Annotated in this window: 24 protein-coding genes and 1 tRNA gene; 11 read left to right on the top strand and 14 right to left on the bottom strand. The window is 71.3% G+C overall.

What is annotated here, in order from left to right; all coding sequences use genetic code 11:
- Positions 1 to 79 precede the first annotated feature (79 nt).
- Entirely contained in the window at positions 80 to 1699 is a 1620-nt protein-coding gene (locus tag AB0E19_RS32015) for a relaxase/mobilization nuclease domain-containing protein (RefSeq protein ID WP_362186284.1), read from the bottom strand.
- A gap of 304 nt (positions 1700 to 2003) precedes the next feature.
- Here AB0E19_RS32015 and AB0E19_RS32010 point away from each other — a divergent pair, with 304 nt between their 5' ends.
- Positions 2004 to 2210, top strand: coding sequence for a helix-turn-helix domain-containing protein (locus AB0E19_RS32010; RefSeq protein WP_362186281.1), 207 nt, complete (start codon positions 2004 to 2006; stop codon positions 2208 to 2210).
- Positions 2211 to 2398: 188 nt separating this feature from the next.
- Positions 2399 to 3358, top strand: a complete 960-nt coding sequence (locus AB0E19_RS32005) for a site-specific integrase (RefSeq protein ID WP_362186278.1) — start codon at positions 2399 to 2401, stop codon at positions 3356 to 3358.
- A gap of 422 nt (positions 3359 to 3780) precedes the next feature.
- Here AB0E19_RS32005 and AB0E19_RS32000 read toward each other — a convergent pair whose 3' ends face one another.
- Complete coding sequence (locus tag AB0E19_RS32000) at positions 3781 to 4542, bottom strand: DUF6338 family protein (protein WP_362186330.1); 762 nt, start codon at positions 4540 to 4542, stop codon at positions 3781 to 3783.
- A gap of 281 nt (positions 4543 to 4823) precedes the next feature.
- Here AB0E19_RS32000 and AB0E19_RS31995 point away from each other — a divergent pair, with 281 nt between their 5' ends.
- Positions 4824 to 7544: a CHAT domain-containing protein gene (locus tag AB0E19_RS31995; protein ID WP_362186275.1), complete on the top strand. Its 2721-nt coding sequence runs from the start codon at positions 4824 to 4826 to the stop codon at positions 7542 to 7544.
- 81 nt (positions 7545 to 7625) lie between these two features.
- Here AB0E19_RS31995 and AB0E19_RS31990 read toward each other — a convergent pair whose 3' ends face one another.
- Positions 7626 to 7910 carry a hypothetical protein gene (locus tag AB0E19_RS31990; RefSeq protein ID WP_362186272.1) on the bottom strand — a complete coding sequence of 95 codons (285 nt, stop codon included), beginning with the start codon at positions 7908 to 7910 and terminating at the stop codon, positions 7626 to 7628.
- A gap of 301 nt (positions 7911 to 8211) precedes the next feature.
- Between AB0E19_RS31990 and AB0E19_RS31985 the strand changes: the two genes are divergently transcribed.
- Together AB0E19_RS31985 and AB0E19_RS31980 are read left to right on the top strand one after the other, a co-directional pair.
- Positions 8212 to 8301 (top strand) — tRNA-Ser (locus AB0E19_RS31985).
- A 145-nt stretch (positions 8302 to 8446) separates the two neighbouring features.
- The gene (locus tag AB0E19_RS31980; protein ID WP_362186269.1) at positions 8447 to 9529 is read left to right on the top strand and encodes a ferritin-like domain-containing protein; all 1083 of its coding nucleotides are present in this window, start codon (positions 8447 to 8449) and stop codon (positions 9527 to 9529) included.
- Positions 9530 to 9606: 77 nt separating this feature from the next.
- Here AB0E19_RS31980 and AB0E19_RS31975 read toward each other — a convergent pair whose 3' ends face one another.
- Complete coding sequence (locus AB0E19_RS31975; protein WP_362186266.1) at positions 9607 to 11103, bottom strand: MmgE/PrpD family protein; 1497 nt, start codon at positions 11101 to 11103, stop codon at positions 9607 to 9609.
- Positions 11104 to 11258: 155 nt separating this feature from the next.
- On the opposite strand from AB0E19_RS31975, the gene AB0E19_RS31970 reads away from it, so the two are divergent.
- From AB0E19_RS31970 to AB0E19_RS31950, 5 genes are all read left to right on the top strand, one after another.
- Complete coding sequence (locus tag AB0E19_RS31970; RefSeq protein ID WP_362186263.1) at positions 11259 to 12164, top strand: SAM-dependent methyltransferase; 906 nt, start codon at positions 11259 to 11261, stop codon at positions 12162 to 12164.
- Positions 12154 to 13107 (top strand): diacylglycerol kinase family protein, encoded by a 954-nt coding sequence (locus tag AB0E19_RS31965; protein WP_362186260.1) that lies wholly within the window; start codon positions 12154 to 12156, stop codon positions 13105 to 13107. Before AB0E19_RS31970 ends, AB0E19_RS31965 begins: the two co-directional genes overlap by 11 nt.
- Before the next feature lie 193 nt (positions 13108 to 13300).
- Positions 13301 to 14776 (top strand): DHA2 family efflux MFS transporter permease subunit, encoded by a 1476-nt coding sequence (locus tag AB0E19_RS31960; RefSeq protein WP_362186257.1) that lies wholly within the window; start codon positions 13301 to 13303, stop codon positions 14774 to 14776.
- Between the two features lie 51 nt (positions 14777 to 14827).
- Positions 14828 to 15529, top strand: a complete 702-nt coding sequence (locus AB0E19_RS31955; protein ID WP_362186254.1) for an SGNH/GDSL hydrolase family protein — start codon at positions 14828 to 14830, stop codon at positions 15527 to 15529.
- 280 nt (positions 15530 to 15809) lie between these two features.
- Positions 15810 to 16511: a GDSL-type esterase/lipase family protein gene (locus AB0E19_RS31950; RefSeq protein ID WP_362186251.1), complete on the top strand. Its 702-nt coding sequence runs from the start codon at positions 15810 to 15812 to the stop codon at positions 16509 to 16511.
- Positions 16512 to 16555: 44 nt separating this feature from the next.
- On the opposite strand, the gene AB0E19_RS31945 is transcribed toward AB0E19_RS31950, so the two are convergent.
- Together AB0E19_RS31945 and AB0E19_RS31940 are read right to left on the bottom strand one after the other, a co-directional pair.
- The gene (locus tag AB0E19_RS31945) at positions 16556 to 17653 is read right to left on the bottom strand and encodes a hypothetical protein (RefSeq protein ID WP_362186248.1); all 1098 of its coding nucleotides are present in this window, start codon (positions 17651 to 17653) and stop codon (positions 16556 to 16558) included.
- Between the two features lie 27 nt (positions 17654 to 17680).
- Positions 17681 to 18322, bottom strand: a complete 642-nt coding sequence (locus AB0E19_RS31940) for a helix-turn-helix domain-containing protein (protein ID WP_362186245.1) — start codon at positions 18320 to 18322, stop codon at positions 17681 to 17683.
- 371 nt (positions 18323 to 18693) lie between these two features.
- On the opposite strand from AB0E19_RS31940, the gene AB0E19_RS31935 reads away from it, so the two are divergent.
- Entirely contained in the window at positions 18694 to 19194 is a 501-nt protein-coding gene (locus AB0E19_RS31935; protein WP_362186242.1) for a sigma-70 family RNA polymerase sigma factor, read from the top strand.
- 61 nt (positions 19195 to 19255) lie between these two features.
- Here AB0E19_RS31935 and AB0E19_RS31930 read toward each other — a convergent pair whose 3' ends face one another.
- The 8 genes from AB0E19_RS31930 to AB0E19_RS31895 all read right to left on the bottom strand — a co-directional run bounded on the left by AB0E19_RS31930 (position 19256) and on the right by AB0E19_RS31895 (position 26278).
- Positions 19256 to 20491: a beta-ketoacyl-[acyl-carrier-protein] synthase family protein gene (locus tag AB0E19_RS31930; RefSeq protein ID WP_362186239.1), complete on the bottom strand. Its 1236-nt coding sequence runs from the start codon at positions 20489 to 20491 to the stop codon at positions 19256 to 19258.
- Positions 20491 to 20730: a phosphopantetheine-binding protein gene (locus AB0E19_RS31925; RefSeq protein WP_362186236.1), complete on the bottom strand. Its 240-nt coding sequence runs from the start codon at positions 20728 to 20730 to the stop codon at positions 20491 to 20493. Before AB0E19_RS31925 ends, AB0E19_RS31930 begins: the two co-directional genes overlap by 1 nt.
- Before the next feature lie 78 nt (positions 20731 to 20808).
- On the bottom strand, positions 20809 to 21822 hold the full coding sequence (locus AB0E19_RS31920; RefSeq protein WP_362186233.1) for a beta-ketoacyl-ACP synthase III: 1014 nt from the start codon (positions 21820 to 21822) through the stop codon (positions 20809 to 20811).
- 61 nt (positions 21823 to 21883) lie between these two features.
- A complete protein-coding gene (locus tag AB0E19_RS31915) occupies positions 21884 to 22843 on the bottom strand; it encodes a VlmB-like protein (protein WP_362186230.1) in 960 nt (319 codons plus the stop codon).
- Positions 22840 to 23295 (bottom strand): hypothetical protein, encoded by a 456-nt coding sequence (locus tag AB0E19_RS31910; protein ID WP_362186227.1) that lies wholly within the window; start codon positions 23293 to 23295, stop codon positions 22840 to 22842. Before AB0E19_RS31910 ends, AB0E19_RS31915 begins: the two co-directional genes overlap by 4 nt.
- Positions 23296 to 23317: 22 nt before the next feature.
- Positions 23318 to 23833, bottom strand: a complete 516-nt coding sequence (locus AB0E19_RS31905; RefSeq protein ID WP_362186224.1) for an SRPBCC family protein — start codon at positions 23831 to 23833, stop codon at positions 23318 to 23320.
- Positions 23826 to 25124, bottom strand: coding sequence for an aminotransferase class III-fold pyridoxal phosphate-dependent enzyme (locus tag AB0E19_RS31900; protein WP_362186221.1), 1299 nt, complete (start codon positions 25122 to 25124; stop codon positions 23826 to 23828). The genes AB0E19_RS31905 and AB0E19_RS31900 overlap by 8 nt, the downstream gene beginning before the upstream one ends.
- Before the next feature lie 11 nt (positions 25125 to 25135).
- The gene (locus AB0E19_RS31895; protein ID WP_362186218.1) at positions 25136 to 26278 is read right to left on the bottom strand and encodes an acyl-CoA dehydrogenase family protein; all 1143 of its coding nucleotides are present in this window, start codon (positions 26276 to 26278) and stop codon (positions 25136 to 25138) included.
- Positions 26279 to 26283: the final 5 nt, after the last annotated feature.

The following is a 26283-nucleotide window of genomic DNA, read 5'->3' as shown; positions in this document are numbered from 1 at the left end:
TGATAGGTCCATGGTGCGGAGAATCCCCGGTTAGGCTAACCGGGGATTCTCGGCTATGTTGCGCCGCTCGACCTGCGGCTTAGCGTCGTCGGACGGGGCCGTTTGTGGTGCCGGCTCCCAGCGCATCGGCTGTCCCTGGCACGGCAGAATCACGCTGGAGGCTGGCAGCGGTCACGTACTCGGGATACGAGTCGGCGGGCAGATCGGCCATCCTCCGTACGCGCCACACCAGTACGTCGCTGACCGACTCTGCGGTGCCCAGCTCGCGGCGTCCTGCCACGCGGGCAAGAAGGTCGGTGGAGATGTGGCCGACGGCCTCGGCGTCGGCGAGTGTGGCGGCGAGGGACGGCCAGCCGGGCTCAGCCAGTACCTGCTCGGCCAACTTGGGCATCGCCGCCCGCACGGCGCCGGCCTGTCTTTCCAGCAGTCGGCGGGCGAGGTTCTGACCGCGCTGGTGGAGGACGGCGAGCGGCTGCTCGGCGGCGACCCGGTAGGCGCCACGTAGGTGCTCGGCGGCCTGGTGGGCTGCTTCGGCCTGTTGGGCGTGACCCTTCCTGGCATGCCAGTGCGCGACGGCGGCGATCAGGAAGAACAGCATGTCGATCGCCATGGCCGTGGCGGCGCCGTCCTCGCCGCGGCCGAGGGCCGGCCCGCCGCGGACGAGCTCGCGGGCGGCCTGCCGCAACGCCTGGTCGTGTCCGCGTGCGGCGCGGATGTGGGAGCGGGAGGCACGCTCGAATGCCATAGCAGCCTCTCGTAGTTGGTGGCGGGTGTGGGCGGCGGAGGTCTTGGCGAGCGCGTCGAGGACTTCTCCAGCGGCGCTTATGTGCGCGGAGGCGACGGCGTCCTCGCCGTTGTGGACGACGAGGACCGCATCTGAGAGCGCAGCTGCTGCATGCCGACGTGCGGCGGACGGTGCCATCGGCCCGGGAGCCGGTGGAGACTCGGGCTGGTCCATGGACCAGCGTTCGCGGATCCGGGGCAGGGACAGGTCGGGGGCGAGACGGGCGCCGGGGTAGTAGACGGGCTCGCCGTCCTTGTTGCGGTCGTCGGGCAAGGCGACCTTGTAGCCGAGCAGGTCGCCCGAGGGGGCGACGCGCTTCTTGACCAGGAGGCCGGCGGCGGCCAGGCGGTCGAAGAACTCCTCGTCGCCGGTCGCGCCAGCCACGGCTCGTCGTACGGCCTCCCGGAGTTCCTCGCGGGCGGTGCGCTCGCGGCCCTGACGTTCGGCCTTGTGCCGTTCGGCGCTGGTGGGCCGCTGGGCGGCGGTGCCGTCCCCGGGGGCGACCTGGTGCAGGCCGAGTTCCTTCTCGATGAGCCGAGCCTCGGCCTGGGCGCGTTTGCCGGAGCGGAAGTCGTCGGGCCGGGTGCCGTCCTCGCACACGAGGGTGGCGACGATGTGGATGTGGTCGTCCGCGTGCCGTACGGCGGCCCAGCGGCAGCCGGACTGTCCGTCGCCGGGGTCGATGCCGGTGGCGGCGACGAGCCGGCGGGCCACCTCGGCCCACTCCTCGTCGGACAGCATTCGGTCGCCGGGCGCGGTGCGGACGGAGGTGTGCCAGACATGCTTGGCGGGACGGGCGTGCTCCGGCAGTGCCTGGACTGGCTGGTCCAGGAGCCGCTGGAGAGCCTTCAGTGTGGTGTTCGGCTGCGGCGGGATCGTCGAGGCAGGGGCGGGGTGCTGCGGGGTGGGTGTCATGCGGGGATCCTTCGGTGGGACGGCGGGAGGGGAAGTCCGCGTTTCGTGGACGTCGCACCGGTTCCTGTCAGAAGTCTGCCCACATCCCCAGAGGACGCCTTGCTTGATTCGCCTACGTACCGATTTCAGGTTCCCCGCCGCGCACACGTAGCCCTGCTCGTTTCCTCTTCTGATCCGCTCGGAGATCTCGGCCGTACGTAGAAGCTCTGTTCGGCGGTCTCGCAGCATCGGCTGGGCTTGTTGCTTCCCGGCCCAGGTAGATCTCTCAATTTTTGTCGCTCTTTCTCCCGCAAAGGAACCACCTATGGCCCCGCGTCTGCTGTCTATACCTACCGTTGCCGCAGCCCTGGACGTCGACCGTCGAACGGTTTACCGCTTCATCGCCGCCGGCGAGCTGTCCGTCGTCGACCTGCGCGCAGGGCCGGCTCGCTCTCGCGTCCGCGTTCCCGCCGCGAGTCTGGACGACTTCATCAACAGCCGGGTGATTGCCCGGCCCGCGTCCCGCCGCTGACAGGACCAAGCTCGTCCGTACGCGAAACAGGAAGGACCGGAACCACGTACCTCCGGAAGCTGAAGTCCGGCAAATGGCAGGCGACCGTCCGCAACCGAGCCGGAGACCGGTTCAGCGAGTCGTTTCCCCTCAAGGCACAGGCCCGCGCCTGGGGTACCGAGATGGAGACCCAGTTCGCCCGCGGAAGCATGCGGGACCCCCGAGCGGGCGAGATGGCGTTCCACGAGTGGCACGCCCGCTGGTGGCAGGCCCGCGTCGTCGAGCCCCACACACTGCGCGGCGACGCCTCCAGCATCAAGAACCACGTGCTGCCCCACTGGGTCGACTGGGAGATGCGGGCCGTCACCCGCATGGACGTCCAGAGCTGGATCCGCAGACTGGTCGAGAAGCGGGTCGGCGCCTCGGCGATCAAGAGGGCGTACAACCTACTGTCGTCCATCATGCGTGCGGCCGTCGACGACGACGTCATCGCGGTCAGCCCTTGCCGGAACATCGACCTGCCGCAGATCGCGATCAAGCCCCCGCAATGGTTCACCCTCGACCAGGCGCAGAGCATCGTCGACGAGCTCCCGGCCCCCTGGCGCACCATGTGCCTGCTCGGCTTCTACACGGGCCTGCGCTGGGGCGAACTCGCCGGCCTGCATCGCCATCGGATCGACCAGCGCCGATCCCGCTTGTTCGTGGTGGAGGTCAACACCAAGAGCGGCATCAAGGAGTACCCCAAGAGTTCGAGGAGCCGCCGGGAGGTCCCGCTCCCACCACACGTCCTCGACGCCCTCGAACGACACGTCCACCCGCTCGACCGCGACGCCCTGGTCTTCACCACTATCACCAAAGGCCGAGCCGGCCGTCGCCTTGACGACGGCAACTGGCGCCGCCAGACCTGGTGGCCGGCCATCGAGAACGCCCACTACTTCGACACCGACGGCGAGCAGCTCCCCGTCCCGCACTATCCGCCCCACTCCATGCGCCACACCTGCGCCTCGTGGCTCGTCCAGAAGGGAGTCTCCCTCTACGAAGTCCAGCACCTCCTCGGCCACGAGAGCTTCCAGACCACCCAGCGCTACGCCCACCTACAGCCTGATGCCCACAAGGCAGTGCTCGGGGCGTGGGAGAGGCTGGACATTCCGCTCACCGTCGCAGCATGAGCGAAGCTCCGCCCCGTCCGGTAGGGATGGGGCGGAGGTGTTGTTCGATCAGGCGGGCGCGCTCTCATCAGGAGGGGGCCAACGCCTCTTGCTGTCGAACGGCCAGGCATGTGCGTGCAGGTCGCCTTGGAGGAGCTCGTGCAGAACCTCACGGCTGGGGGGAGGATTTGGGGGAGTCCTTAAGGCGCGGCACAGTGTGCTCAACTTTCAGCACGGTCGAACCGCAGCCGGCAGCCCCTGCCAAGCTAGACCACGTCTTGAGGGAAGGACATGCCACTCAGCTCCAGTGAGGCGGGCGAATCCTGATTCAGGCCGCGGTCAAGGTGCGACGGTTCTGTGGGGCGGACGCGTCGTGTCACTCTTCGTTGGCCGTGCTGGGGCTGGGGCTGGGGCTGGGGCTGGGGCTGGGGCTGGTGCCCGGCTCAGCGACCGGAGGTGGCGTCGGCGGAGCCTGCGTGGGCTCGGGCCGACTCCCGACGGGCCGGTACCCTCTCTTCCCGTTGGGGTCCAACTGCGGTCGTGTCTCGGGCATCTGCGGTATCTCCCTCTTCGGTCCTAGGCGGTACCTCGACGAAGTCAAGGAACTCCATATCGTCCATCCGAATATAGATCCCGCCGGAATGCGGCAGGGGGTCTTCGAACCGTCCGGCACTGGACACACACCATGTGGTCTGCAAATACAAGTCTGCGGCTTCCGGGTAGCCGGAGGCGTAGGACCTCTCCCCGTAGTACCCGCCCACCCAGAGACCGCTCTTCATGCGGGCGCGTACGAGACAGTGGCTCCGACGCTGGAAGACCTTGTCCCATGCCGTAGGGGTCGGGTCGTAGGTGGATCGACTTCCTCGAGAGCTTAGCCAGGAGGCGATCCAGGCGGCGGCGGCCGGCACCACGATCAACAGGGTTGTCGCCACCAGCGCGGTAATGCGAGGGTTGTCGGCCGCGCCGGTCAGCCAGCCCCGGCGACGGTCGTAGACGAGACGCACCAACCACGGGCCGGCGAGCAGGATGTAAAGGGTGTCGAGAGCGATCCCCGCGGTGACGGCTCGGAGTATGCGCTCTCCGAGGTCCCTGTGACCTGGCACCGGACCACGGGCGCGCTCACGGACAAACTGGTATGTCACGCCGGGTAGTACCAGAAGGACAACGATCACGACCTGGGTGACTGTGGTGGGCGCATGCGGCAACGTCGTAGCCTTTCCGAACAGCGGGTGCGGGATCCTCGCGACCTGATTGGCCCGATGTCCCCTGATCTCACGATGACTTGCGGGTACAGCAGACATACTGGCGTGGCGAGTGATCGCTGTCGGGGAGGCCGGGACAACTGATGCGGGACCATCTGCTTCGGATGCGCACCACGTGGGTCGACAGCCTCGCAGCTCGGGTCTGCCGCGAACTGAGACCCGACACATGCCGTTCCCTCATGTTCCCCTCATGGGTCGCGAATGATCAACTGACGCTTGCCGCCGTGCTGACCCGCATTGCCGTGGAGGACGTCGGGTGCCGCTCCCCGCAGACCATCGGCTATCAGCTCCGATCGACCGGCCTCGTCCTACCAGGGATTCCCGGATCTGCGGTGGCCCGCGATCTCGTCATGCCTGTCCTGCGCACGGTTCGCAGTGATGGCGTGCCGTGGGATCGGTGGTGGGACGTTGGCGGTCTCCACGCCTTGCTGATTGAGTTGTGGGTGGGACGCCGACTGTCGACACATTCACCGGAGAAGGTCCGCGACGAGCTCACGGCAGTTTGGTGCTTCGAGGACGGTCGGCTTGTCGACACCGTCATGCACAACGCGGAGGACCCCTTCACCTTCCTGCCCCCGGATCTCCTGCAGGAATCCGCCACCGGCACGGCGAAGGCGTGCGCGGAGTTCCTCGTCACCAGAGGCTTTATGAAGATCACTCTCCCTGATGCTTTTTTGAGCGCCAGGCCGGGGCTGGCCGACCGACTGGACCTCATGGAGGTCGCAACGCGCTGGCACCACAGGGTCGATCTGGAAGAGACCGTGCATCGCCTCAGGGGTCTCTCGCCAGACCTCTTGACAGGTTTACGCAGGGACCTCGACGCGTGGGACGCCCAGATGGGTCAGCTGGCATCTCACCTGACCGCGTATGAGCTCAAGCTGATCGCGCCCATGACGGAGGATGAACGGTACGGCGAGGAGTGTCTTCGGGCGGGGCGAGGCCTGCATCGAGCCGAACTGGATCCAGATGACGCTTTGTTGTGGCAACCAGTTTCTGTCGCTCCGCACTCCTCGGTGCCCGAGTGGATGGTCGAGGAAATTATCACGTGCGGTACCCGCTTCTTCCACAGACAGGCAGGTCCTCACCCCGTCTGGCTGGCCACAGTGGAGACAGACGCGCATATGGCGGCCGTGCGGATGTTGATGGAGCCGTCAACACGGTACGGCTTCGGGGTCGAAGACTACGGTGACGGTCTCAGGTTGGGGTTCCAATTTCCCGCGCTTCCGGCCGACCCCGACCCTCCGTTCCGAGCCCCGTACATCTACTCCCTCTCCTGGGTGGAACATGCTCTGGAGCTTCTGCATCTTGCGACCGTTGGGTACGCCCGCCTCAGCGTTGTCCGGCTTGTCGGCGACGGTGAGCTCAGGGCAGTCGGCAGCATCCAGCTCGGTCTGCCGGAAGAGTTGTGCGCCCGGGCCAAGGAAGCCGCGATCGCAGCGCTCCGTCGGCTGATCGGGGACGAGACGCAGACGATGAGGCAAAGGATCGCCCTAGAGGGGCACGATCAGGCCGCAGAGGTCGCCTTCCAGGCCTGTGAAACCGCGAAGGGTGAGGACATCCACGATGAGCTCGCCCTGGAGTCCGACGCCGCTGAGTACGAATCCTTCATGGCCGCCGCACGTCACCTCGCCGGGGTGCGTTCTCGGCATGCCGCTGGCCTGCTTGACGGAAAATGCCCGTCGGATGAAGACGCGGAGCTGAAGGCCGCCGCCGAGGCCAGGCAGCGCGCTCTTGAACTTGTTCGGGCGGCCACAGGGCGAGGTAACGGAAAGGCGCGATGGAGCCACCGCTCCGACAAACCCTCTGTGGACGAACAAACGGCGTTTGTCCACCTCATCAACCGGTACGGAACCCTCCAGCTCGCGGTGTGTCGCACCCGAGCGGGCCACTCGTACTTCGACCTGGTGTCGTGTGGGGAGTTTCCCCTGGGGCCTCTCGCAGGTGCGGTTGATGAATGGACACGGCAAGCACCGGATCACCCTAGACGTGGGTGGCACAACTACCTGGAGCAGTTGGTCGCTGAGTGTGGTGGGCTAGCGCAAGCCATCATCGGGATGGTCTCGCCCCAAAATTTCCGCCGGTTGGTGCTCAGCCCCACGGCTCCGCTGGAGCTACTGCCGCTCCATGCAGCTCCACTCGACAACACGCGCAACTCCACCTTGAGCAACGCTTTCGAGCAGGTGCTCTACGCTCCTACAGCTCGGCTTGTGTCCGCCATCGAGAGTTCCCAGCGGCACGCGGCCGTGGTCGAGGTGCTGGTGGTGGCACACGGCGGTGGCCACCTCCCCGGCCTCGAGTTGATCAGCGGGCCGCTGTGCGAAGCCGAGGTGATCGCCAGCCTCCACAACAGTGTGGAAGTCCTCACGCGAGAGGAGGCGACCCCGGACCGCGCTCTGCACATGATGTCCATGGCCCGGATCGTCCATGTCGCGGCACATGGCCTCACACACCCGAATCGCTGGGCTGCCGGACTCGCTCTGCACGGCGATTCACTCGGTGAGGCCATGCTCACTTCCAGCGGGGTCCTCGCTAACGGGGTCTTCTCCAGTGTCGACCTGGTCATCCTGAACGCTTGCAGAACGGGCACGCATGAAGGTGCCGGCCGTACCGTGCAGACCTTGCGAAGCATCGAGTCCGCGTTTCTCGCCCGCGGTGCAAAGGCGGTCATCTCCACCCTGTGGGACATCACCGACCTACAGGGCGTCGTGTTCTCTTCTGTGCTCCATGCATATCTCGGCGTCGGCGCGGACTCCCACACCGCTTACGCCCGCACTATCCGCTACCTACGCGAACATTGGTGGCGAGTGCCCTCAGAGGCAGGTCCGGTGGTCGCCGCGGAATCAGCCATCGACGCCATCCTTCCGGAGTGGCGAAGCCATATGGAGCAACAGGTGAACGAGAACCCGCTGTTCTGGGCCGCATTCAAGATCACCGGAGTTGCCTGAGCCACTGCTCGTCACTGCTTCCCTTCGGCATGCTGTCAGGATCGGAGTCTGTACACACAGGAGAGGACAGGCTTTGCTAGGTCAGCACTCCGGGCTGTAGCCCTGACGATGCTCGGTCGGGTACCGCTGCCACAGTTCGATGTAGGCAGACGGGAGTCTGAGGAGGTCGTTGGCGAGGCTGACGATGGCGGCAACAGCCAACTCATCGCCGTCCTCCCTGTCGAATTCGAACGCACGCTCGGCCGTCCGGACCGGGGCCCGCATCATCTCGGCTAGGCCCAAGGCATCTCTCCTGGCCACCTCCCGGTCCCATTTCGTCGACGCTGCAGCGCCACCACGGTGACGCTCGTTTGACGCTCCGGCCATGCCACCATCCTTTGGCTGGACGGGGCAGACACCTCTGACCTGCGATTATGTGGGCCTCCGGTTCAGGTGACCTCTTTGCGATGACGCACCACGTGGAGTGTGTCGCCATCCTTGAGCCGGTGAAGAAGGACGCCTGACCTGCGGCCGCTGGAGTGCTCCTCCGCGCTGCTCGGCGACCGGTCTCCGTCGGCGCCCCGGGGCCGCCGGCGACGGCATTGTGTCAAGCCGGTCATGCTCGGCCGGTGAGATTGCCGTCTCAGTGGTATGTCAGGGACGCCTGTCAGGGTGGTTGCCGTACCGAGGAGAGATTCCCGTAGCGGCCCGACGGGGCCGGAGCTGAGCTTCGGCGGGGGTTCCGTACCCCTCGCAGGTTCGAATCCTGCTCTCTCCGCCGCGTCCGCGGACGAGGACGGCGACATGGCGGCAAGGTGTTCATGTCGCCGTGCGGCGTTCATCGCAACGGCGGGAGATGTCTCTTGATGTCCAGCACGAGTGCCCCTTTCGGCGAAGACGCTGAATTCGCCTGGAACGTGCCCATGCGGGGCCGGTCCCACTTCACGTGGGAGTACGACTCCGAGCGTGAGAGCCTGCTGAGCCTGTACCAGAAGGGCAAGGACAAGCAGTGGGACAGCACCAAGCGCATCGACTGGTCCCTTGAGGTCGACCCCTGTGATGCCCTGGGAACCCCCGAGCACACACTGGGACTGTACGGATCGAACCAGTACGCGAAGCTGAACGCGCGGGAGAAGCGGGAGCTGCGGCAGCACATGGCCGCCTGGGAGTTCAGCCAGTTCCTGCACGGCGAGCAAGGCGCCATGATCTGCTCCGCCCGTATCGTCGAGTCCGTTCCCGACCTGGACGCGAAGTTCTACGCCTCCACCCAGGTGATGGACGAGGCCCGGCACGCCGAGCTCTTCTCCCGGTTCGTGCGGGAGAAGATCGAGATGTCCTACCCGATCAGTCCCCACCTCAGGACGCTGCTCGGCGAGACCTTGAGCGGGTCCCAGTGGGACCTGCCCTATCTCGGCATGCAGGTCCTCATCGAGGGGCTCGCGCTCGCCGCGTTCGGGGTGCTGCGCGACAAGACCACCAAGCCGCTGCCGAAGCAGATCCTCTCCTACATCATGCAGGACGAGGCCCGGCACGTGGCCTTCGGGCGGCTTGCGCTGCGGGACTACTACAAGAACCTGAGCAGCCGGGAACTCGCCGAGCGCGAGGAGTTCATCATCGAGGGCTGCTACCTCATGCGCGACCGGCTGCGGATGCAGGAGGTCTGGGAGAACCTCGGCTTCGACATGGCCGAGTGCATGGAGTACATGAACAACGGTCCGCGGATGCGGGCCTTCCGCTCGCTGCTTTTTACCCGGATCGTGCCCTGCGTCAAGGACATCGGTCTGTGGAGCCCGCGCATCCAGCAGGCCTACGACGACATGGGCGTCCTGGATCTGGCGCGTGCCGACCTGGTCAAGCTGATGGAGTCCGACGAACTCCACGCGGAGGCCCTGGACGCGGAGCGCCGTGAGATGGAGGCACGTCGTGAGGAGGTCCACGACGCTATAGCGGAGGGCGCGCTCGCCGGCTCCGGGACCGGGTCCGACGGGACCGGTCCGGCACGTTGAGGGGTGGCCGGCCTCGGTCGGCCACCGCACGCCGCGGCCCGGAGGAGCCCGAACAGGCTCCTCCGGGCCGCGGCGTCTCAGTCGAGGGACCGTCCTATCAGACCGGCGAGCTCGTCCGCCGAGGCGTGTTCGAGACGGCCGAGGCCGTCGGCGAACTCCTCGCCGCCGCCGGAGGAGAGCCACTTGGCGCGCACCAGGTCCGCGATCGGCCGGGGGTCCCGCGTGCCGACCGCGCCCACGGGTACGTCCAGCTCCCGCGCGACCGTGCGCCCGTCCTTCAGGACGATCCGCACCCGGGCGCCGGTCACCTTGCGGGCGTTCTTGAAGTCCGGGCTCGGCGGCGGCAGTTCACCGACCAGATCGACCAGCCACGACCCGTCGCCCTCCCAGCCCGCGCCGAACTGCCGCAGCCACTCCTTGCCCCGGTCCCCGGCCTGCCGCAGCGCTTCTCCGAACGGCACCTCGCAGTGGAACAGCTCCCGCGTCATCTCCCGGTCCAGACGCACGTCGATCAGCTCCGCGAGCGCCCAGCGTTCCTCGTCCGACATGCCCTTACCGGTGAAGTCGTCGGTGCCCAGCCGGCCGGTCAGCAGCGCGGTGGCGAGTGTGTAACGCAGCGAGAACACCAGCGCGCTGACCGGTGAGGCGGGACCGTGCACGTACTCCGCAGCCCGCCGCTCGACCAAGGCCGTGTAGAGCGAGGTGTCGACACTGATCCTTTTGATGTCCGTCGCCCGCAGCGGGCGTCCGGGCGTCGACAGCAGCCGGTGCAGTTCAAGGCCCACGTCGATCGCCGCGTCCATTCCCGGCCCGCCCGGATGCACCTTGAACGACGTGGTCCGGGTGTGCCAGCGCCGGCCGAGCCCCGCCACGACCGCCTCCGGAAGGGGAACGGTGGCGAATCGCGAGAGGAATCCCTCGGGGTGCTCGATGATCACCGGGCTGCCCGCGAGGCCCACCGCCGACGCGTCGCACGCGTCCAGTCCCACCCGCACCGGGGTGGCGGCCCCGAAGAGCTTCGCGTCCCCGTCCAGGAATCCGACCGGCACCGTGCGCGGCGGCAGTCCGAGGCCCAGCCCCAGGGTGTCCACCCAGCGCTGTGCCGGAGCATCCTCGCCGCGCAGGCGCCCGGCTATCGCGCCGGTCACATGGGTGAAGGCGGCGCTCTGGCCGCGGAACGGCCCGAGGGTGGTGGCCGCGGTGATCCGGGCGGCCGCCTCGTTGGCCACGATGACCGAGGTCAGCAACCGTTCCCCGGTCAGCCGCTGGTGCCGGGCGTAGGCGAGGGGCACCGTCACCGTCGAGTTGGACAGGTGCCCGGCGTACGCGGTGTCGTCGAAGTGGAGCCACGAGCCGAGGCCGGCCAGCACATAGGCGGAGCGGGCCGGATCATCCTGCAGCGGCGCCCCGAAGGCGCGTATGAACCGCTGCCCGAGGGGGTGGTCCATCCCGGCGCGCACGGCGGCCAGTTGGGACAGTATCTGGAGCTTGGCGGTGGCCACGACGTCGTCCGGTACGTCGTCGAGGCGCATGCCGCTCGCCCATTCCGCCAGCTCTTCGGTGAGCGTCGTCACGGGTTTCCTCCCACATGTGTCGGTGCCTGTGCGGGTGTTACGCGACGGGCGGCTCCACCCCTTCAAAAGAAGGAAGAACAATTTTTCGAGGGTGCGGAGGGCTCCGCGCGTATACGGAGTGTTCGCCCTCACCATCCGAGCGGGAGGCCTCCGCCATGACTGCCCCAGCACCACAGACCCGGCTGCGCGCCGGTCGTTCCAGCGAGACGGCCCATCTCACGGCCCGCGCCCGCGCGGCCGACGCCGTCATCGAGCCGGGCCGGCGTCTGCTGAGCGACACCTACGCCCATCTCTTCGTCACCGTGCCACCCCCGGCCACGTCCGAGGAGGCCCTGGACCGGCTCCAGCGTCTCGACCGCGCCCACGGCGGTTTCCTCGCGGAGATCCTGCTGCGCCAGCGCCGCTTCGAGGACCTGGTGGCCCTGGCCGTGGAGGCCGGGACACGCCAGGTGCTGCTGCTCGGCGCGGGGTACGACACCACGGCCCTGCGCTTCCGCGGGACGGAGGACGTCCGATTCTTCGAGGTGGACCACCCCGCCACGCAGGCCGAGAAGGCCCGGACGCTGGCCGAGGCGGGCGTGCGCACCGACGCGGTCGTCTCCGTGCCGTTCGACTTCACCGCCGGCGCCTCGCTCCGCGACGCGCTGAGCGCCCGCGGGTTCGACCACGCCGCCCCGTGCGTCGTGGGCTGGCTGGGCGTCACCTTCTTCCTGCCCGTCCAGGCCTGCCGGTCGACCTTCGCCGAGCTGGCCGCCGCCGTCGCCCCCGGGAGCCTGCTGCTGTTCGACTACATGGACGAGTCGGTGGTCGACGGCACCAGCCGCTACGAGGGTGCCCTGGCCATGGCCCGCCAGGTCGCCGAGCAGGGCGAGCCGTACGTCCACGGGATGACCCCGCGGTCCGCCGCCGCCACCGCCCGCGCGGCGGGATTCGAACCGCTGGAGCAGCTGCGCGTACCGGACCTGGTCCGCCGCTACGGTGGCGACGAGCCGTACTGCTCCGATGACGACTTCATGGGCCTGGTCACGGCACGCCGGGAGCCGAGCGGCCGTGACCACTGAGCCGGGCTGGGCCCGTGGCGCCCTGCTGATCGCCAACCCCGAGGCGGGGACCCGTGACCGGCGGCGCCTCGACGAGGCCGTCGACCACTGCGCCCGTCTCGTGCCGCGGCTCGACGTCGTGCGCACCGCGTATCCCGGTCACGCGGAGGCCGCCGCCGCGAAGGCGGCCGGGTCCGGCACCGACGTTGTCGTCGTGCTCGGCGGCGACGGCACCACTCGGGAGGTCGCCTCGGGGCTGGCCCGTTCGGTGACGGAGCCGGCGCGGCGGCCCGCCCTGCTCAACCTGCCCTTCGGGACCGGCAATTCGTTCTACCGGGAGATCTGGGCGGACGCTCCCTGGCGGCGGGTGCTCGACCGCGCCCTGACCGGCGCCCGGCCCCGGCTGCGCCACGTGGACATGGCGCACATCCGCGAGATCGACGCGCTCGCGCTGCTCGGTGCCGGGTCCGGCCTGGTCGCGGACGTGCTGGAGAGGGCGCACGGCATGGCCGACGTGCAGGGACGGGACCGGTACCAGCGGGCCGTCGGCGAGAGCCTGCGCGCGCACCTGCCCCATGAGGGGCGGGTGAGCGTGGACGGCGAGGTCGTGCACGAGGGGGCGGTCGCCCTGGTCAACGTCGGGGGAGGGCGTTACCGGGCGGGCAGGTTCAAGCTGTTGCCGCACTCGGTCATCGACGACGGGCTGCTCGACGTCTGTGTGGTGGGCGGGGAGACGGGGGTGGCGGAACTGGCCGGACTGACCCGCGACGGCAGTCACCTGGGCCGGCCGGGAGTGGTCTACGCGCGGGGCGCGCGCGTCGTCATCGAGCGGACCGACGGCCGGCCGCTCTCCTTCGAGCACGACGGCGAACTGCGCACCTCCGAGGCGTCGCGCTACAGCATCGACATCCTTCCCGGCGTTCTGCCGGTCCTCTCCCCGGACGCCGGCGGTCGCCCGGTGTGACCTGGCCGGGGGCTGGAGGGGCCTGCCGGGGCCTGGCGGGGGCCTGGTGCGACCAGGGGGCCCAGTCGTGCGCGAAAGTTCGATACCTACCTTCGGTATGTGATGCGGGTCACCCGGTGCGGGGTTCGTTGACAGTCGATCTCCGCGGCCCATACATTCCTACCAACGGTATCTAACTTGAGGGAGAAGCTCCGTGACCACCACTGGTTCCGAGGCCGCGAAGCCGCGGTCCGGGGCATCGTTACTCCGTCTGGCGTCCGGAGCCTCCTTCCTGGCGGTCCTCGATGTCACCGTCGTGAACCTGGCGATTCCCGACCTGCACGACGACCTGGGCTCCGGACTGAAGGACCTGTCCTGGGTCATCACCGTCTACGCCGTGGTCTTCGCCGCCCTGCTCGCACCCGCCGGCCGGCTCGCCGACGTGCTCGGCCGGCGGACGCTGTTCCTCGGCGGCGTCGGCGTCTTCACGGCCGCGTCCGTGCTGGTCGCCGTGGTGCCCGACCTGGGGAGCCTGCTGGCCGCCCGCGCGATCCAGGGACTCGGCGCCGCCGCGATGATCCCGGCCTCCCTCGCCATCGTGCTGATGGACTCCCCGCCCGAGCGCCGCCGCGCGGCCATCGGGCAGTGGAGCGCCGCGGCCGCGCTCGCGGCGGCGGTGGGCCCGGCGCTCGGCGGCGCCCTCGTGGATCTCGCCGGCTGGCGCTCGCTGTTCCTCATCAACATCCCGTTCGGCCTGTACTTCCTGTACGCCGCCACCGGCATCCCGCGCACGACCGGCGGCGGAGACCGCAAGCTCCCCGACGTCCTGGGCACCCTCCTGCTCGGCGGCGGCGTCGGCGCGCTCTGCCTGAGCATCAGCCAGGGCGGTGACTGGGGCTGGTCCGAGGCGTCCACCCTCGTCTGCCTGATCGGCGGCCCGGTGCTGATCGCCCTCAGCCTGCTGCGCTCCGCCAGGCACCCGGCCCCCGCCGTCGACATCTCCCTGTGGCGTTCGCGCACCTTCGCCCTGGCCAACGCCGCGGCGTTCTTCTACGGTGTCGCGCTCTTCGCCTGGCTCCTGGTCGGCGTCCTGTACGTGACCCAGGTGTGGGGCTACTCCGAGCTGGAGGCCGGACTCGCCATGACGCCCGGCGCCCTCGCCGCGACGATCGTCGCCCTGCGCGTGGGCAAGCTGCCGCCCTCGTACGGTCCCCGTCTCGCCACCGCCGGCGGCGCGGCCATCCTCGCGGGCACCGGCTTCCTGCTCGCCTTCACCCTGCCCGACCACTCGATGTTCCTGGCCTACTGGCTGCCGCTCGGCGTCCTCGCCGGTGTGGGCATGGGCGCCATCACCACGGGCACCTCCACCGCCGCCGCGCTCTCCGTCTCGCCCCTGCGGTTCGCGGGGGCGACGGGCCTGAACCAGACCGCCCGCCAGATCGGTGGCGCCCTCGGTATCGCGGTCCTGGCCACCGTGGTCGCCGGGGAGGTCACCGAGATCGCCGACTTCGAGCGGATCTATCTGATCGCCGCCTGCGCCGCGGTCGTGGTCGGACTCCTGGGTCTCGGCCTGACGATCAAGCTGCCGCCCGCGCCCGCCGCCGCGGCCCCCGCCCCGGCCCCCGCCGCCGACGCCGAGACCGCCTCGGCGGCCGACCGGAAGGCACCCGCCGCCGACTCCGCCGGCTGACCGGCCGGCCGGAACCCACGCCACGCCTCGTCCCCGAAGGAGACGGCAGTCATGACGAGCACCGACTCGCCCGCACAGCTCACCCAGGAGCTGAAGGATCCGCACCTCCTCGGCACGGCGGAGATCGCCGTCCGGCTCCAGGGCGCCCCCTGGACCCGGTACGCGGCCCTCGGCGACAGCATCGTCGAGGGCACCCGGGAGCCGGTGGAGGGGTACGCGGACCTGAGCCTGGCCGACCGGGTCGCCGCCGCGCTGCGCGGCGCCAACCCCGGTCTCGAATACCGCAACTTCGGCGAGCGGGACCGCACCGCGGAGCAGATCCGGGCGACGCAGCTGGAGCCCGCCCTCGCCTTCGGGCCCGACATCGCGGTCGTGGTGGCCGGCGGCAACGACCTGCTGGGGAAGCACTTCGACGCCGCCGCGGTCGAGGCCGAGCAGGTCCGCATCGTCTCGCAGCTGCGCGCACGCGGCTGCACCGTCGTGACGATGGGCCTGTTCGACAACACCTGGACCCCGTACGTCCCCGAGAAGTACAAGGCGGTCATGCGGCAGCGGATCCGGGAATTCTCGGACCTGACCCGGGGGGTGACGGAGCGGATGGGCGGCCTGCACGTGGACCTGCCCGCCCACCCGGCGGGCAAGGAGCCGATCTTCGCCTCGGACGGCCTGCATCTCAACGCCCGTGGCCACGCGGTCGTCGCGACCGAGGTGGTCCGCGTACTCGGCGAGCACCTCGCCGCCGGGCGGGCCTGACGGCCGGCGGCGGTTCCCGCGCCGCATCGGATCCGGCAGGGGCGTACGGACCGTCACGTCCCCGCCGGACCGCGCCCTCCGGGCCGCCCCGGGCTCCCCGTCCCCGGGGCGGCCCGGGCTTCGCCGTGCGCGGCCCCGTGAACGCCCGGTCCCGCACGTGCCCACCGGCCCCCGCGTACGCCGACTCGCCTCCGGCCCGCGGGGGTCGCCTCGTATCCCCCCGCGCTCCGCCTGACGTGGCGAGACCGGAACGGGAGCCGCGAAACAACAGGAGGACATCGTGAACGCCGGCTTCGCCGAAGAGCGGTTCGACCCCCGCCGCATCGCACCGGACGTGGCCACGGAGCTGCTGGCCCGGGCGCCCTGGCGGCGGTTCGTCGTCCTGGGCGACGACTGCGCCCTGGGCCCCGGCGGCCCCCACGAGGGCCCCGGCGGTGCCCCCTGGTCCGACCGGGTGGCCGCCGCCCTGCGTTCGGTCCGGCCCGAACTCGCCTATCTCAACCTGGCGCGGCCGCGGTCGACCGCCACCGAGGTGAGGGCCCGGCAGCTGGCCGGGGCGCTCACCTTCCGGGCCGACCTGGCCGCCGTCGCGGCCGGCGGCAACGATGTGCTGAGCGACCATTTCGACGCGGACGCCACGGAGACGGAACTGGCCAGGATCATCGGGCCGTTGAGGGACGGCGGTGTCGACGTCGTCGTGCTCGCGCCGTTCGGCGGCCGTGGTGGGGCGGCGCGGCCGCCCGGGGACGGGGACGTCCTGTCCCGGAGGCTGCGCCTGCTGACGGAGCGCACCCGCGCCCTGGCCCTGCGCCACGGGGCGATCCACGTGGGCCTCGGCACGCGGCCCGCCGGCGCGGATCCGGACGTCCACGGCGGCGACGGCCGGCCCGCCGACGCGCGCGGCCACGCCCTGGCCGCGGCGGCGGTCATCCGGCGCCTGGGCGCCCACCTCGGGGTGCCCGGGCCGCCCTCGCACCGCTGAACCCGCCCGGCCGCGACCGGCGCACCGCTCAGAGGGTGCGGCGCTCAGAGGGCGCGGCGCTCCTGGGGCGCGGCGCGGATGAGCAGGGCCTCGCCGTGGCCCTCCGGAGCGCACATGACGACGCCGCCCAGGCCGCCTTCGCGCCGGTTGAGGGCCTGTGCCAGATGAAGCGCGATACGGGGACCCGAGGCGCCGGGGGGAAGCCCGGGCGTGCTCCCGTCCGCGGGGGAGCCGACAGGGTGCGGGCCGCCTCCGAGGCGGCGCAGCGAGGCCCTGGCCTGCGTGGGCAGCGTGGGGTCGGCCTCCGTCAGTGCCAGGCCCGCCGGGGCCACTCCGGCGCAGGCGAGGGCCCTCGTCAGGGCTCGGACCGGCGAGGGGGCGGCCGGCCGGGCTCCCGGCTCCCCGTCCGCGGGGGACGCCGTCGCGTACGCGGCGATCTCGGCCAGCCAGTCGATGCCGAGCGCCCTCGCCGATGCCTTGCGCATGACGATCAGGGCGCTGGCTCCGTTGGGCACCCGGCCGGTCATCCGGGGCCGTGCGGGGGCGGGAACCGCCGAAGGGCGCGAACGGGCGAAGGGCGTCACCGGTCCACCCGGGCCGCTCACGCCGCGCAGGGCCGTCCCCGTACGGGCGCGCCCCGGTCCGCCCACCCCGTGCCCGAAGCCGGCACGGCTCGCCAGGGCGGCGTACGCCTCTTTGCCGGAGAACTCCACCAGGTCTCGCGGGAACAGCGCGGCGGGCGGCTGCGTGCCGTCGGGCGGAACCGCCGTGCGGGGCCGGGCCGGCAGGTACTCAAGGCCGACCGCCACGACCACGCGGTGCTTTCCGCTCCGGACGAGTTCGTCCGCCAGGGCGATGGCCCCCAGGCCCAGCGCGCGCGCCACGTCGTCGGCCGACGGGGGAGCGGCGTCCGGCGCGACCCCCGCCCTGAGCGCCGCCCGCCGGGTCAGCCCCCACCCGGCGTCCGCCGTGGGGCCGTGGCCGACCACGACGCGGTCCACGTCGCCGCCGTCGATCCCCGTGCGGCCCAGAGCCTCTCTGATCGCCACCATGCCCAGCTCGGCGGGTGAGGGAGCTCCCAGCGTCGCCAGGAGCCCGCTGAGCGGCGTACGCGCCCCCGCGACGATGACGGACTCTGACATGCGGGCCTCCGGGGTCGGTCTGCGCTGTTACGGCTGTGCGGCGGGAGGCGTCCGCGCGATGGCGTCGAACAGGTAGCGGAACTGGCTCAGGGCCGCTTCGAGCAGTGCGTCCGGGTCGTCGGCGTGCGCCACGGCCATGGCGGCCTCGCACTGCGCTCCGTAGATCATGGAGGTGAGGGACTCGGTCTCGTGCCGCGAGAGGCGGCCGTTTCCCAGGGCCCGGGAGACCCCGTAGAACAGCATGCGCCGGCAGCCGGTCCGGATCTCGTGCATCGCCTCCCAGCCGAGCGCGCCGGGGGCGTCGATCAGGGTGATCCGCTGGGTGCTGGGCTCCATCGAGCTGACCAGGAACTCGCGGATGCCCTGGAACAGGGCTTCCTTCGGGTCGCTGTAGTGCGAGTACCGCTCCGCGATGGCGGCCGACAGGTCCTGCTGCTCGCGTTCGTACACCGCGCGGAAGAGCTGTTCCTTGTTCTTGAAGTGATGGTAGAACGCGCCCTTGGTGACCTTGGCGTCCGAGCAGATGGCGTCCAGGGAGGCGGCCGCGTAGCCGTCCGAGGCGAACAGCCTCCGTGCGGCGGTCAGGAGTTGTCCCGTGGTCGCGGAGGACCGCTCCTGCTGGGAGCGCCGCGCGGTCTGTCGCTCCGCCGTCACCGTCTGCCGCGTCATGTCCGTGCGCCTCCCTGCTCGCCGACACGCTGCGGCGCCGGCTGTCCCGAACCACATAGTAAGGAGAGCGTTCGGCCGCCCGTCGGTCGACGGAGCCGAGGTTACATACCAATGGTAGGGATGTGCAACCGCCGCGGCGCCGGGAGGACCCCGCGCGGACGCCGGGCTGAGACGGCCGTCTCAGCGCTGTGCCAGTGGCCTGCCAGGACGCTCTGAAAGCGTGGATCCCGTCTCGCGGAGGACGACCGGAGCGCACAGCCGCTCGTCGGCGACGCCACCCGCGGACAGCGGGACCGAAGAGGCGAAGCGCCGGCGGAGCAGGTACGGGGCGGCGTCCGACGCGTTCATCCGAGCGAAGGGAACGACCCCGTATGGCCGAGCACGCGCCCGCGGCACGCCGGTGGGAGCTGCTCCTGCCGCACCAGGACCGGCTTCGCGGGCTCGCCTGGATGCGCCTGTCGTCGCGTCAGGACGTGGAGGACTGTGTCCAGGAGGCGATGCTGCGCGCCGCGCTCCACCGCGACCTGGACGAGGACCGGGTCGGCCCGTTCCTCACCTCGGTCGTCCTGCGGCTGTGCGTCGACGTCCACCGCCACCGCGAGCGCAGCCGCCGTCACCTGCACCGTCTTCACCCGGAGCCCGCGCAGGGTCCCGAGGAGACGGTCTGCGTGGCGGCCGAGGCGGCCTGGCTGCTCCAGCAGGTCAGGCGCCTCGGCGGCCGGGAGCGCGACATCATCCTGGCCCGTATCGAGGGCACCAGCACACGCGAGGCCGCGGGACGTCTCGGCATCTCGGTCAAGGCCGCCGAGGGCGCCTTCACCCGCGCCCGGGCCCGCCTGCGCCGCTGGCACAGCGCCGGCCTGGAGGCCTGAGCCGCTCCGGGCGCGGGTGACGCCGGCCATGACCGTGCGCGGTCCACGCGGCCGGGGGCGGTCAGGCCCGGGTGAGGACCAGGACGGCGTTCTGGCCGCCGAAGCCGAAGGAGTTGCTCACGGCGGCCTCGACGGTGACCGCGCGTGCCTTCCCGGCGACGACGTCCAGCTCGATCCGCGGGTCCTGGCTGTCGAGGTTGGCGGTGGGCGGGACGAGCCGCCGGTGGAGGGTGAGCGCGGTGGCGGCGGCCTCGATGGCGCCCGCGGCACCCAGCGCGTGGCCCAGCACGCCCTTGACGGAGGTGACGGCGGGCCGTTCCCCCAGGACCCGGCGGATCAGCTGTGACTCGGCGGCGTCGTTGAGCGGGGTCGAGGTGCCGTGCGCGTTGACGTGGTCCACGGCGCCGGGGGCCATCGCCGCGTCCTTGAGGGCCGCGCGCAGCGCGAGTTCGGCGCCCGCTCCGCCGGGCTCCGGCGCGGTGGCGTGGTGGGCGTCGGCGGAGGCTCCGTATCCGGATACGTGCGCGTAGACACGGGCGCCGCGGGCGCTCGCGTCGGCGGCCCGTTCCAGGACGAGGACGGCGGCCCCCTCGGCCGGCACGAAGCCGTCGCGGTCCGCGTCGAACGGGCGGGAGGCGGCGCGCGGGTCGTCCTGGCGGCCGGTCAGCGCCCCCATCTGGCCGAAGCCGGACACGATCGAGGGGATCAGGCACGCCTCCGTACCCCCGGTGATCACCACGTCGCACACCCCTTGGCGGAGCAGCTCGCGGGCCGTGCCGACCGCGGTGGTGCCCGAGGCGCAGGCGGTGGCGGTGACCAGATTGGGACCGCGGGCGCCGTGCTCCATGGCAACGTATCCCGCGGACATGTTGACGGCGAGCATCGGGATCAGCAGCGGGGAGACCCTGGTCGGGCCGTCGTCGAGAAGGACGCGGTGCTGTTTCTCCCAGCTGGCGGCGCCCCCGATGCCGCTGCCCAGGACGACGGCGACCCGGGTGCCGTCCCAGGCCGACGGGTCGAGGCCGCTGTCGCCGACCGCCTCGGCGGCGGCCGTGATCGCGAACTGGCTGCTGCGGTCGAAGCGCCACGCCCTGCGCCGCCCGATCGCCTCGACGGGGTCGTAGCCGGGGATCCAGCAGCCGATGGCGGACGGCGTGCCGTCGAGGGCCGGCACCGGCGCGGCCGCCGTGCCCTCGGCGGCGACGATCGCCTCCCACGTCCGGTGGGTGCCGATCCCGGCCGCGGTCACCATGCCGATTCCGGTGATCGCGGCGTCGAACGGGGCTGCGCCCGGCATCAGGCCACCGCCGGCTTGCTCTCGATGAGCTTGACGGCCTGCTCCAGCGTGTCGTCGGCGTTCAGGTCGTCGTCGGTGAGTTCGACGCCGAACTCCTGCTGGACCGCCAGGGTCAGCTCCACCAGGGCCAGCGAGTCCAGTTCCAGCCCGCGGAAGGTGTCCTCGGGTGTGACCTCGTCGGTGGCGAAGCCGAAGTTCGCGACCAGCAGCTGGACCAGACGGTCGTAGACGGCGCTCATGACTGTTCTCCTCGGATGTGAGCAGGGTTGGCTTACGGTCGGTCGTCGGTGCGGGAGGGGCGCTGTCCCTCTCGGGCGTCAGGCGGGGACGAGCTGTGGCCAGGTCAGGGTGACCGCGCCCCACGTCAGACCGCCGCCGAAGGCGGCCAGCGCCGTCCTGTGCCCAGGGCGCAGGGTTCCCGCCGTGACGGCGTCGGCGAGGGCCAGCGGGACGGAGGCGGCGGAGGTGTTGCCCACACGGTCGAGATGGACGGGGAAGCGCTCCCTGGGCAGCCCCAGCCGGTCGGCCACGGCGTGCAGGATGCGCACGTTGGCCTGGTGGGCGACGAGGACGTCGACGCTCTCGGGCGGCCATCCGGCGCGGTCGGCGGCCTCGGTGACAGCCTGCGCCATCCGCTCCACCGCGTGGCGGAACACCGGGCGTCCCGTCATCCGGAAATAGGGATCGGCCCGGTGCGCGTTGTCGGCGCGCAGCGGGTCGCGTGAGCCGCCCGACGGCACCCGTATCAGCTCGCTGCCGGTGCCGTCGCTGCCGAGCACCATCGGCCCCAGCGCTCCCGGCTCGTCCGGATCGCCGGCGCGCAGTACCACCGCCCCCGCGCCGTCGCCGAAGATCGCGCGGGTGGAGCGGTCGGCGGGGTCGAGGATGCTGGAGTACGTCTCGGCTCCGACGACCAGGACACGGTCGGCGGTCCCGGCGGCGATGAGCCCGGCCCCGGCCGCGAGCGCGTAGACGAAGCCGGTGCACACCGCCGCCACGTCGAACGCGGGCACGGTGCCGAGCCCCAGCCGGGAGGCGACCAGCGGAGCCGTCGCCGGGCACGGGTGGTCGGGGGTGGTCGTGGCCAGCACGACCGCGTCCGCCCCGGTCCGGCCGGTGCCCGAGGAGGCCGACTCCAGGGCCCTTCGGCCCGCCTCGACCGCGAGGTCGGACGTGGCCTGGCCGGGGGCCGCGACGTGGCGCCGCCCGATTCCGGTGCGGCTGCGGATCCACTCGTCGGACGTGTCCAGCTCCCGTGCCAGGTGGTCGTTGCCGACGACACGGGACGGGAGGTGCGTACCCAGGCCGCAGACGACCGCCGCGCGGGCCATCAGGCGCCCCCTGCCCCGGGCGGGAGGCCTCCGGCCGGCGCGGTCGTTCCTCCGCTCGACCTCATATCGCCTCCTGGAGCCCCATGTACGCCAGCCGGGCGTGCTGCATCCGCTCGGCCCACTCCCGGCCCGTCTCCATGCGCTCCTCGGCGGTGGTGTCGGCCAGCCGGCGGCCGGGCCACGCCTCGTAGTCGCCGAGCAGCCGGCCGTGCTCCTCGATGCCCTGCTGGAAGAGGGTCTCGCGGCGCAGCAGCTGCTCCTCGGTGGGCAGCCTGCCCCACAGCTCGTAGCCCTCCGCCATGAGCTCCAGCAGACGCGGCTTCTCCTCCGGGTGCTTGAGGAGGTGCTCGCGCAGCACGGAGCTGCCGACGGCCAGGTGGCGGATCTCGTCGATGCCGGCGCCGCGTTCGATGTCGGCGGCGGCCGGGTCGAAGACGCGCCACTTGCGCTCGCTCAGCTCGGCGGCGGGCGCGAGGACACCCTCGACGAGGACGGTCAGGACCAGGACGCCGCCGATGAAGTCCCGGTCGTCGCGCAGCACCCGGAGCCCGAAGTCCTCCAGCGGTACGAGGATGGCGGCGGCGTCCTGGGCGGCGAGCCGGTCGAGCGCGGTGGGCAGCTCGTCCCGCGCGATGCCGAGCTGGAGCAGATGGTCACGGAAGACCATGGCGTGCCGGGCCTCGTCGACCAGCTGGGTGGCGTAGAACTCCATGGTGTCGTTGTCGGGGGCGAGGGAGACCAGGTGCCCGATGGCCCGGGTGGCCTTCTCCTCCGCCATCGACCGGAAGGCGAGTTCCTGCGTGAGGGCGCTGTTGAGCGGACCCGGCGCGGCCACGACGTCCAGCGGCCGTACGCCGTCGGCGTGCCCCCGGATCAGGCCGCGCAGCGTTCCGTGCGGAACGGCCCGCAGCCAGTACGCGAGGTTGCACCCGGCCGCGGACAGCTCCAGGTTCAGTGCGCCGTCCATCAGGGACGGGGCCCGGTCCCAGTCCGCCTCGGTGGGAACGTTCGCGGTGGTCATGGTTGCTGCTTCCTTTCGATGGGTCGCGAGGCGGCGGCCGCGTACGCGCCGCGGAACGCCCCGTAGGCCGGGTGGCGCTCGGGTTCGAAGCGCAGGCCGAAGGGCTTGAGGAAGTTGCCGAACAGGGCACGGTCACCGAAGAGGTGGATGGGCAGGGCGAGCAGGGCCCATTCCGGGCCCCACAGCCAGATCCAGACGAGTGCCAGCAGGCCGTGGGTGACGAGGCTGTGCATCACGTTGTACGCGACGTGGTAGCCCTTGTGGATGTCGCCGTGTCCGGCGCGCCGGAAGGCGACGGCCCCCGGCAGGTAGCCGATGAGGTCGATGGAGACGAACAGACCCGCGGCCACCCACCAGTCGACCTCGTCGAGATGGGTGAGGAGGAGGACGACGGACACCACGAGCCCGAGCCCGAACTCGGCCCGCACCAGCCAGGCCGTGGTGGGTGTCATGAACAGGTTCCTGCTGTCCACCTCACACCACCTGTGCCCCGGCCCGCCGGAGGTCCGCGGGCGCCGGGGCCACCGCCGCGGCGAGGGCGTCGTCCCCGATGACGCGGCCCGCACCGCCGAACAGGCCGATGACGACGCGCGCGATGGTCTCCTTGATGACGCGCTCGGCGACCGGGTCCAGGATCCCGGCGAGGCTCGGGATGCCGAAGTCGAACTCGGCGGAGAAGTCGACCAGGCATCCGGCGGCGGAGGAGGCGAGCCGCCACGTTCCCCGGAAGGCCTCGAAGTCACCGTCGGTCTGGGCGAAGGTGATCTCCAGCTTCTCCGGGTCGAACAGGTCGGACTCCGTCCAGCGCAGGATGCCGTTGCGGAAGTACACCTCCCAGTCGCTGGTCTCCTCGCCGGCGCCGGCCTGGTGGACGGTCACGGCGCGCACCACCGGGGCCAGTTGGGGGTAGTCGGCGAACCGCCTGACCCGCTCGTAGCCGGCGGCCGGGGAGACGCCGGGCAGTTCGACGGCCACGTGCACACTACGCATGGGCGGAGTCACCTTCGAGAGTCGGTAGGTAGCGGGCGGCCTGCGCGCGACAGGCGCGCTCCAGGGCCTCGTAGAGGTATCGGGTGTCCGCGGCGGTGAGCACGGCGGGCGGGGTCAGCCGGAGCACCAGATGCGAGTTGAGGGAGTGGTTGGCGATCACACCGTGCTGGATCAGCTCGATCAGCAGGTCGCCGGCCGGGCCCGGGACCGCGAACTCGACGCCGATCAGCAGGCCCTTGCCGCGCACCTCGCGTACGACGGGGCCGTAGTGGCGGGTGACGATGGACCGGACGGTGGTGAGCAGCTCGGCGCCCAGCTCGCGGGCGCGGCCCACCAGACCGTCCTGCTCGATGGCGGCGAGCGCGCCGCGTACGGCGGCCATGGCCAGCGGGGTGCCGGAGAACGTGGAGGTGTGCAGGAAGGGGTCCTTGTCGAAGGCCCGGTACGCCCGAGGGGTGGCGACGACCGCGGAGACCGGCAGAACACCCCCGCCGAGCGCCTTTCCGGCGAGCAGCGCGTCGGGGGTGATCGCCTCCTCGTCGGCGCCCCACCAGCTGCCGAGCCGCCCCAGGCCCGTCTGGATCTCGTCGAGGACGAAGAACGCGTCGTAGGCGCGGCACAGCTCCTGGACGGCGCGCAGGTAGCCGGGCGGGGGCAGCACCACGCCGGCCTCGCCCTGGACGGGCTCGACGACGAAGCACGCCCGGCCGGGCATGGTCCGCAGCAGCTCCTCCAGCGCCTCCGCGTCGCCGTAGGGGACATGGTGGGCGCCGGGCAGCAGCGGCCGGAACGGGGCCTGGAAGAGGTCCTTTCCGGTGAGGCTGAGCGCACCCATCGTCTTGCCGTGGTAGCCCCCGTCGGTCGCGATCAGCCGGTCCTTGCCGAGCGTGCGGGCGAGCTTGATCGCGGTCTCCACGGCCTCGGCGCCCGAACCCGCGAAGTGCACGCGCTCCAGCCCCTCGGGGGCTCTCGCGGCGAGGGCCTCGGCGGCGAGCGCCGCCTGCGGTTCCAGGAAGACCCGGCTGGCGACCGGATGCCGGTGCAGCTGCTCCGTGACGTGGCGTACGACGACGGGATGGCGGGCGCCGGCGATCAGCACGCCGTAGCTGCCGCAGTTGAGGAAGCGGCGGCCGTCGTGGGTGGTGATCCAGGCGCCCTCGGAATCGGTCTCGACATGGCCGCCGAACAGCTCACCGAGGGTGGCCCGGCCCTTGCTCAGGTGGGCACGGTACAGCTGTCCGACGCGGTCCGGGTCGTGAACCGGGACGTCCGGGGCCGTGGTGGTCGTCATCTGTGGACTCCTCAGGTCAGCCGCAGCGGCGCGCCGCCGACGTGGTCGACGAAGGGCTCGGCGAAGGCGGAGCGGGACGGGGGGTGGAAGGAGAGCCCGTTCGACGCCGCCGCCAGGTAGGCGATGTCGCCGCTGCCGAGGAAGGCCATGCCGCCGAGGAGTTCGACGGCGTGCCGCACCACGTCGCCGATGGCGTCCTGGGCGCCGAAGCGGGCCACCAGGGCCTTGGCGAGCGCGGCGTCGCCGGTCGCCCCGTCGGCGAGCATCCGGGCGACGCCCTCCAGCAGCAGCGCGGCCGTCTCAAGGCGGGTGACCAGCCGGGCCCGCTCGGACACCGACCCTCGCCCGCCGGCCACGACCCGTTCGGCCAGCGCGCTGGCGACGCCCAGGTAGGAGGCGGAGGTCAGCATCTCGAACCAGATGAGTCCGACCGTCTGGAGCTCGTCCAGCTCGCCGCCGGCACCCGGTTCGGTGCGCATGACCTGCTGTTCGTCGACGAGGACGTCATCGAGGCGGACCTCGTCGCTCTGCGCGCCGGCCAGGGCCCAGCTGGACCAGAACGGGCGGACGCTCAGCCCCTCCGTCCCCCGGGGCACGAGCAGCACCGCCATCTCGCTGGTGCCGTCGGCCGCGGGCAGCGCCACGCTGGCGGTGAGCAGGTCCATGGAGGCCGACAGGCTGCACGGCTTCTTCGAGCCGTCGACGCGGTAGCCCCTGCCGCTGTCGTCCGGGCGGGCCCGCATGACGGGGCTGAGGATGCCCCGCCCGGGGCGTCCCTCGGCGAATCCCGAGGCGACCAGCAGCTTCTGCTCCGCGATCCCTTCGAGCAGAGCCCACGCGACGCCGTCGGCGTGGAGGCTGTCGGCGAGCGAGAAGAGCGTGGCGACGGAGAAGTGGTGCATCGTCGTCGCCACGGCGAGCGAGGGGCAGGCGGCGGCCAGGGCCCGCGTGGTCTCGATCGCCTCCAGGGGGTCGGCGCCCAGCCCGGAGTAGGTCTTCGGGATCACCAGAGCGGGTCCGCCGTGGGCGCGGAACAGTTCGACGGCCGGGCTGCCGGGCTTCTCCAGCTCGTCGAGCGGGTGAGCGCCGAGGGCGTCGAGCAGTCCGGGCAGATGGCGTTCACATGTCTCGCGGGCGGCGTCCAGAGCACGCATGGAAA

It is taken from the genome of Streptomyces sp. NPDC047974 (assembly GCF_040653375.1).
Lineage (GTDB): Bacteria > Actinomycetota > Actinomycetes > Streptomycetales > Streptomycetaceae > Streptomyces.
The sequence above is the reverse complement of the archived record's forward strand: the minus strand, read 5'-3'. Positions and strand labels throughout refer to the sequence as shown.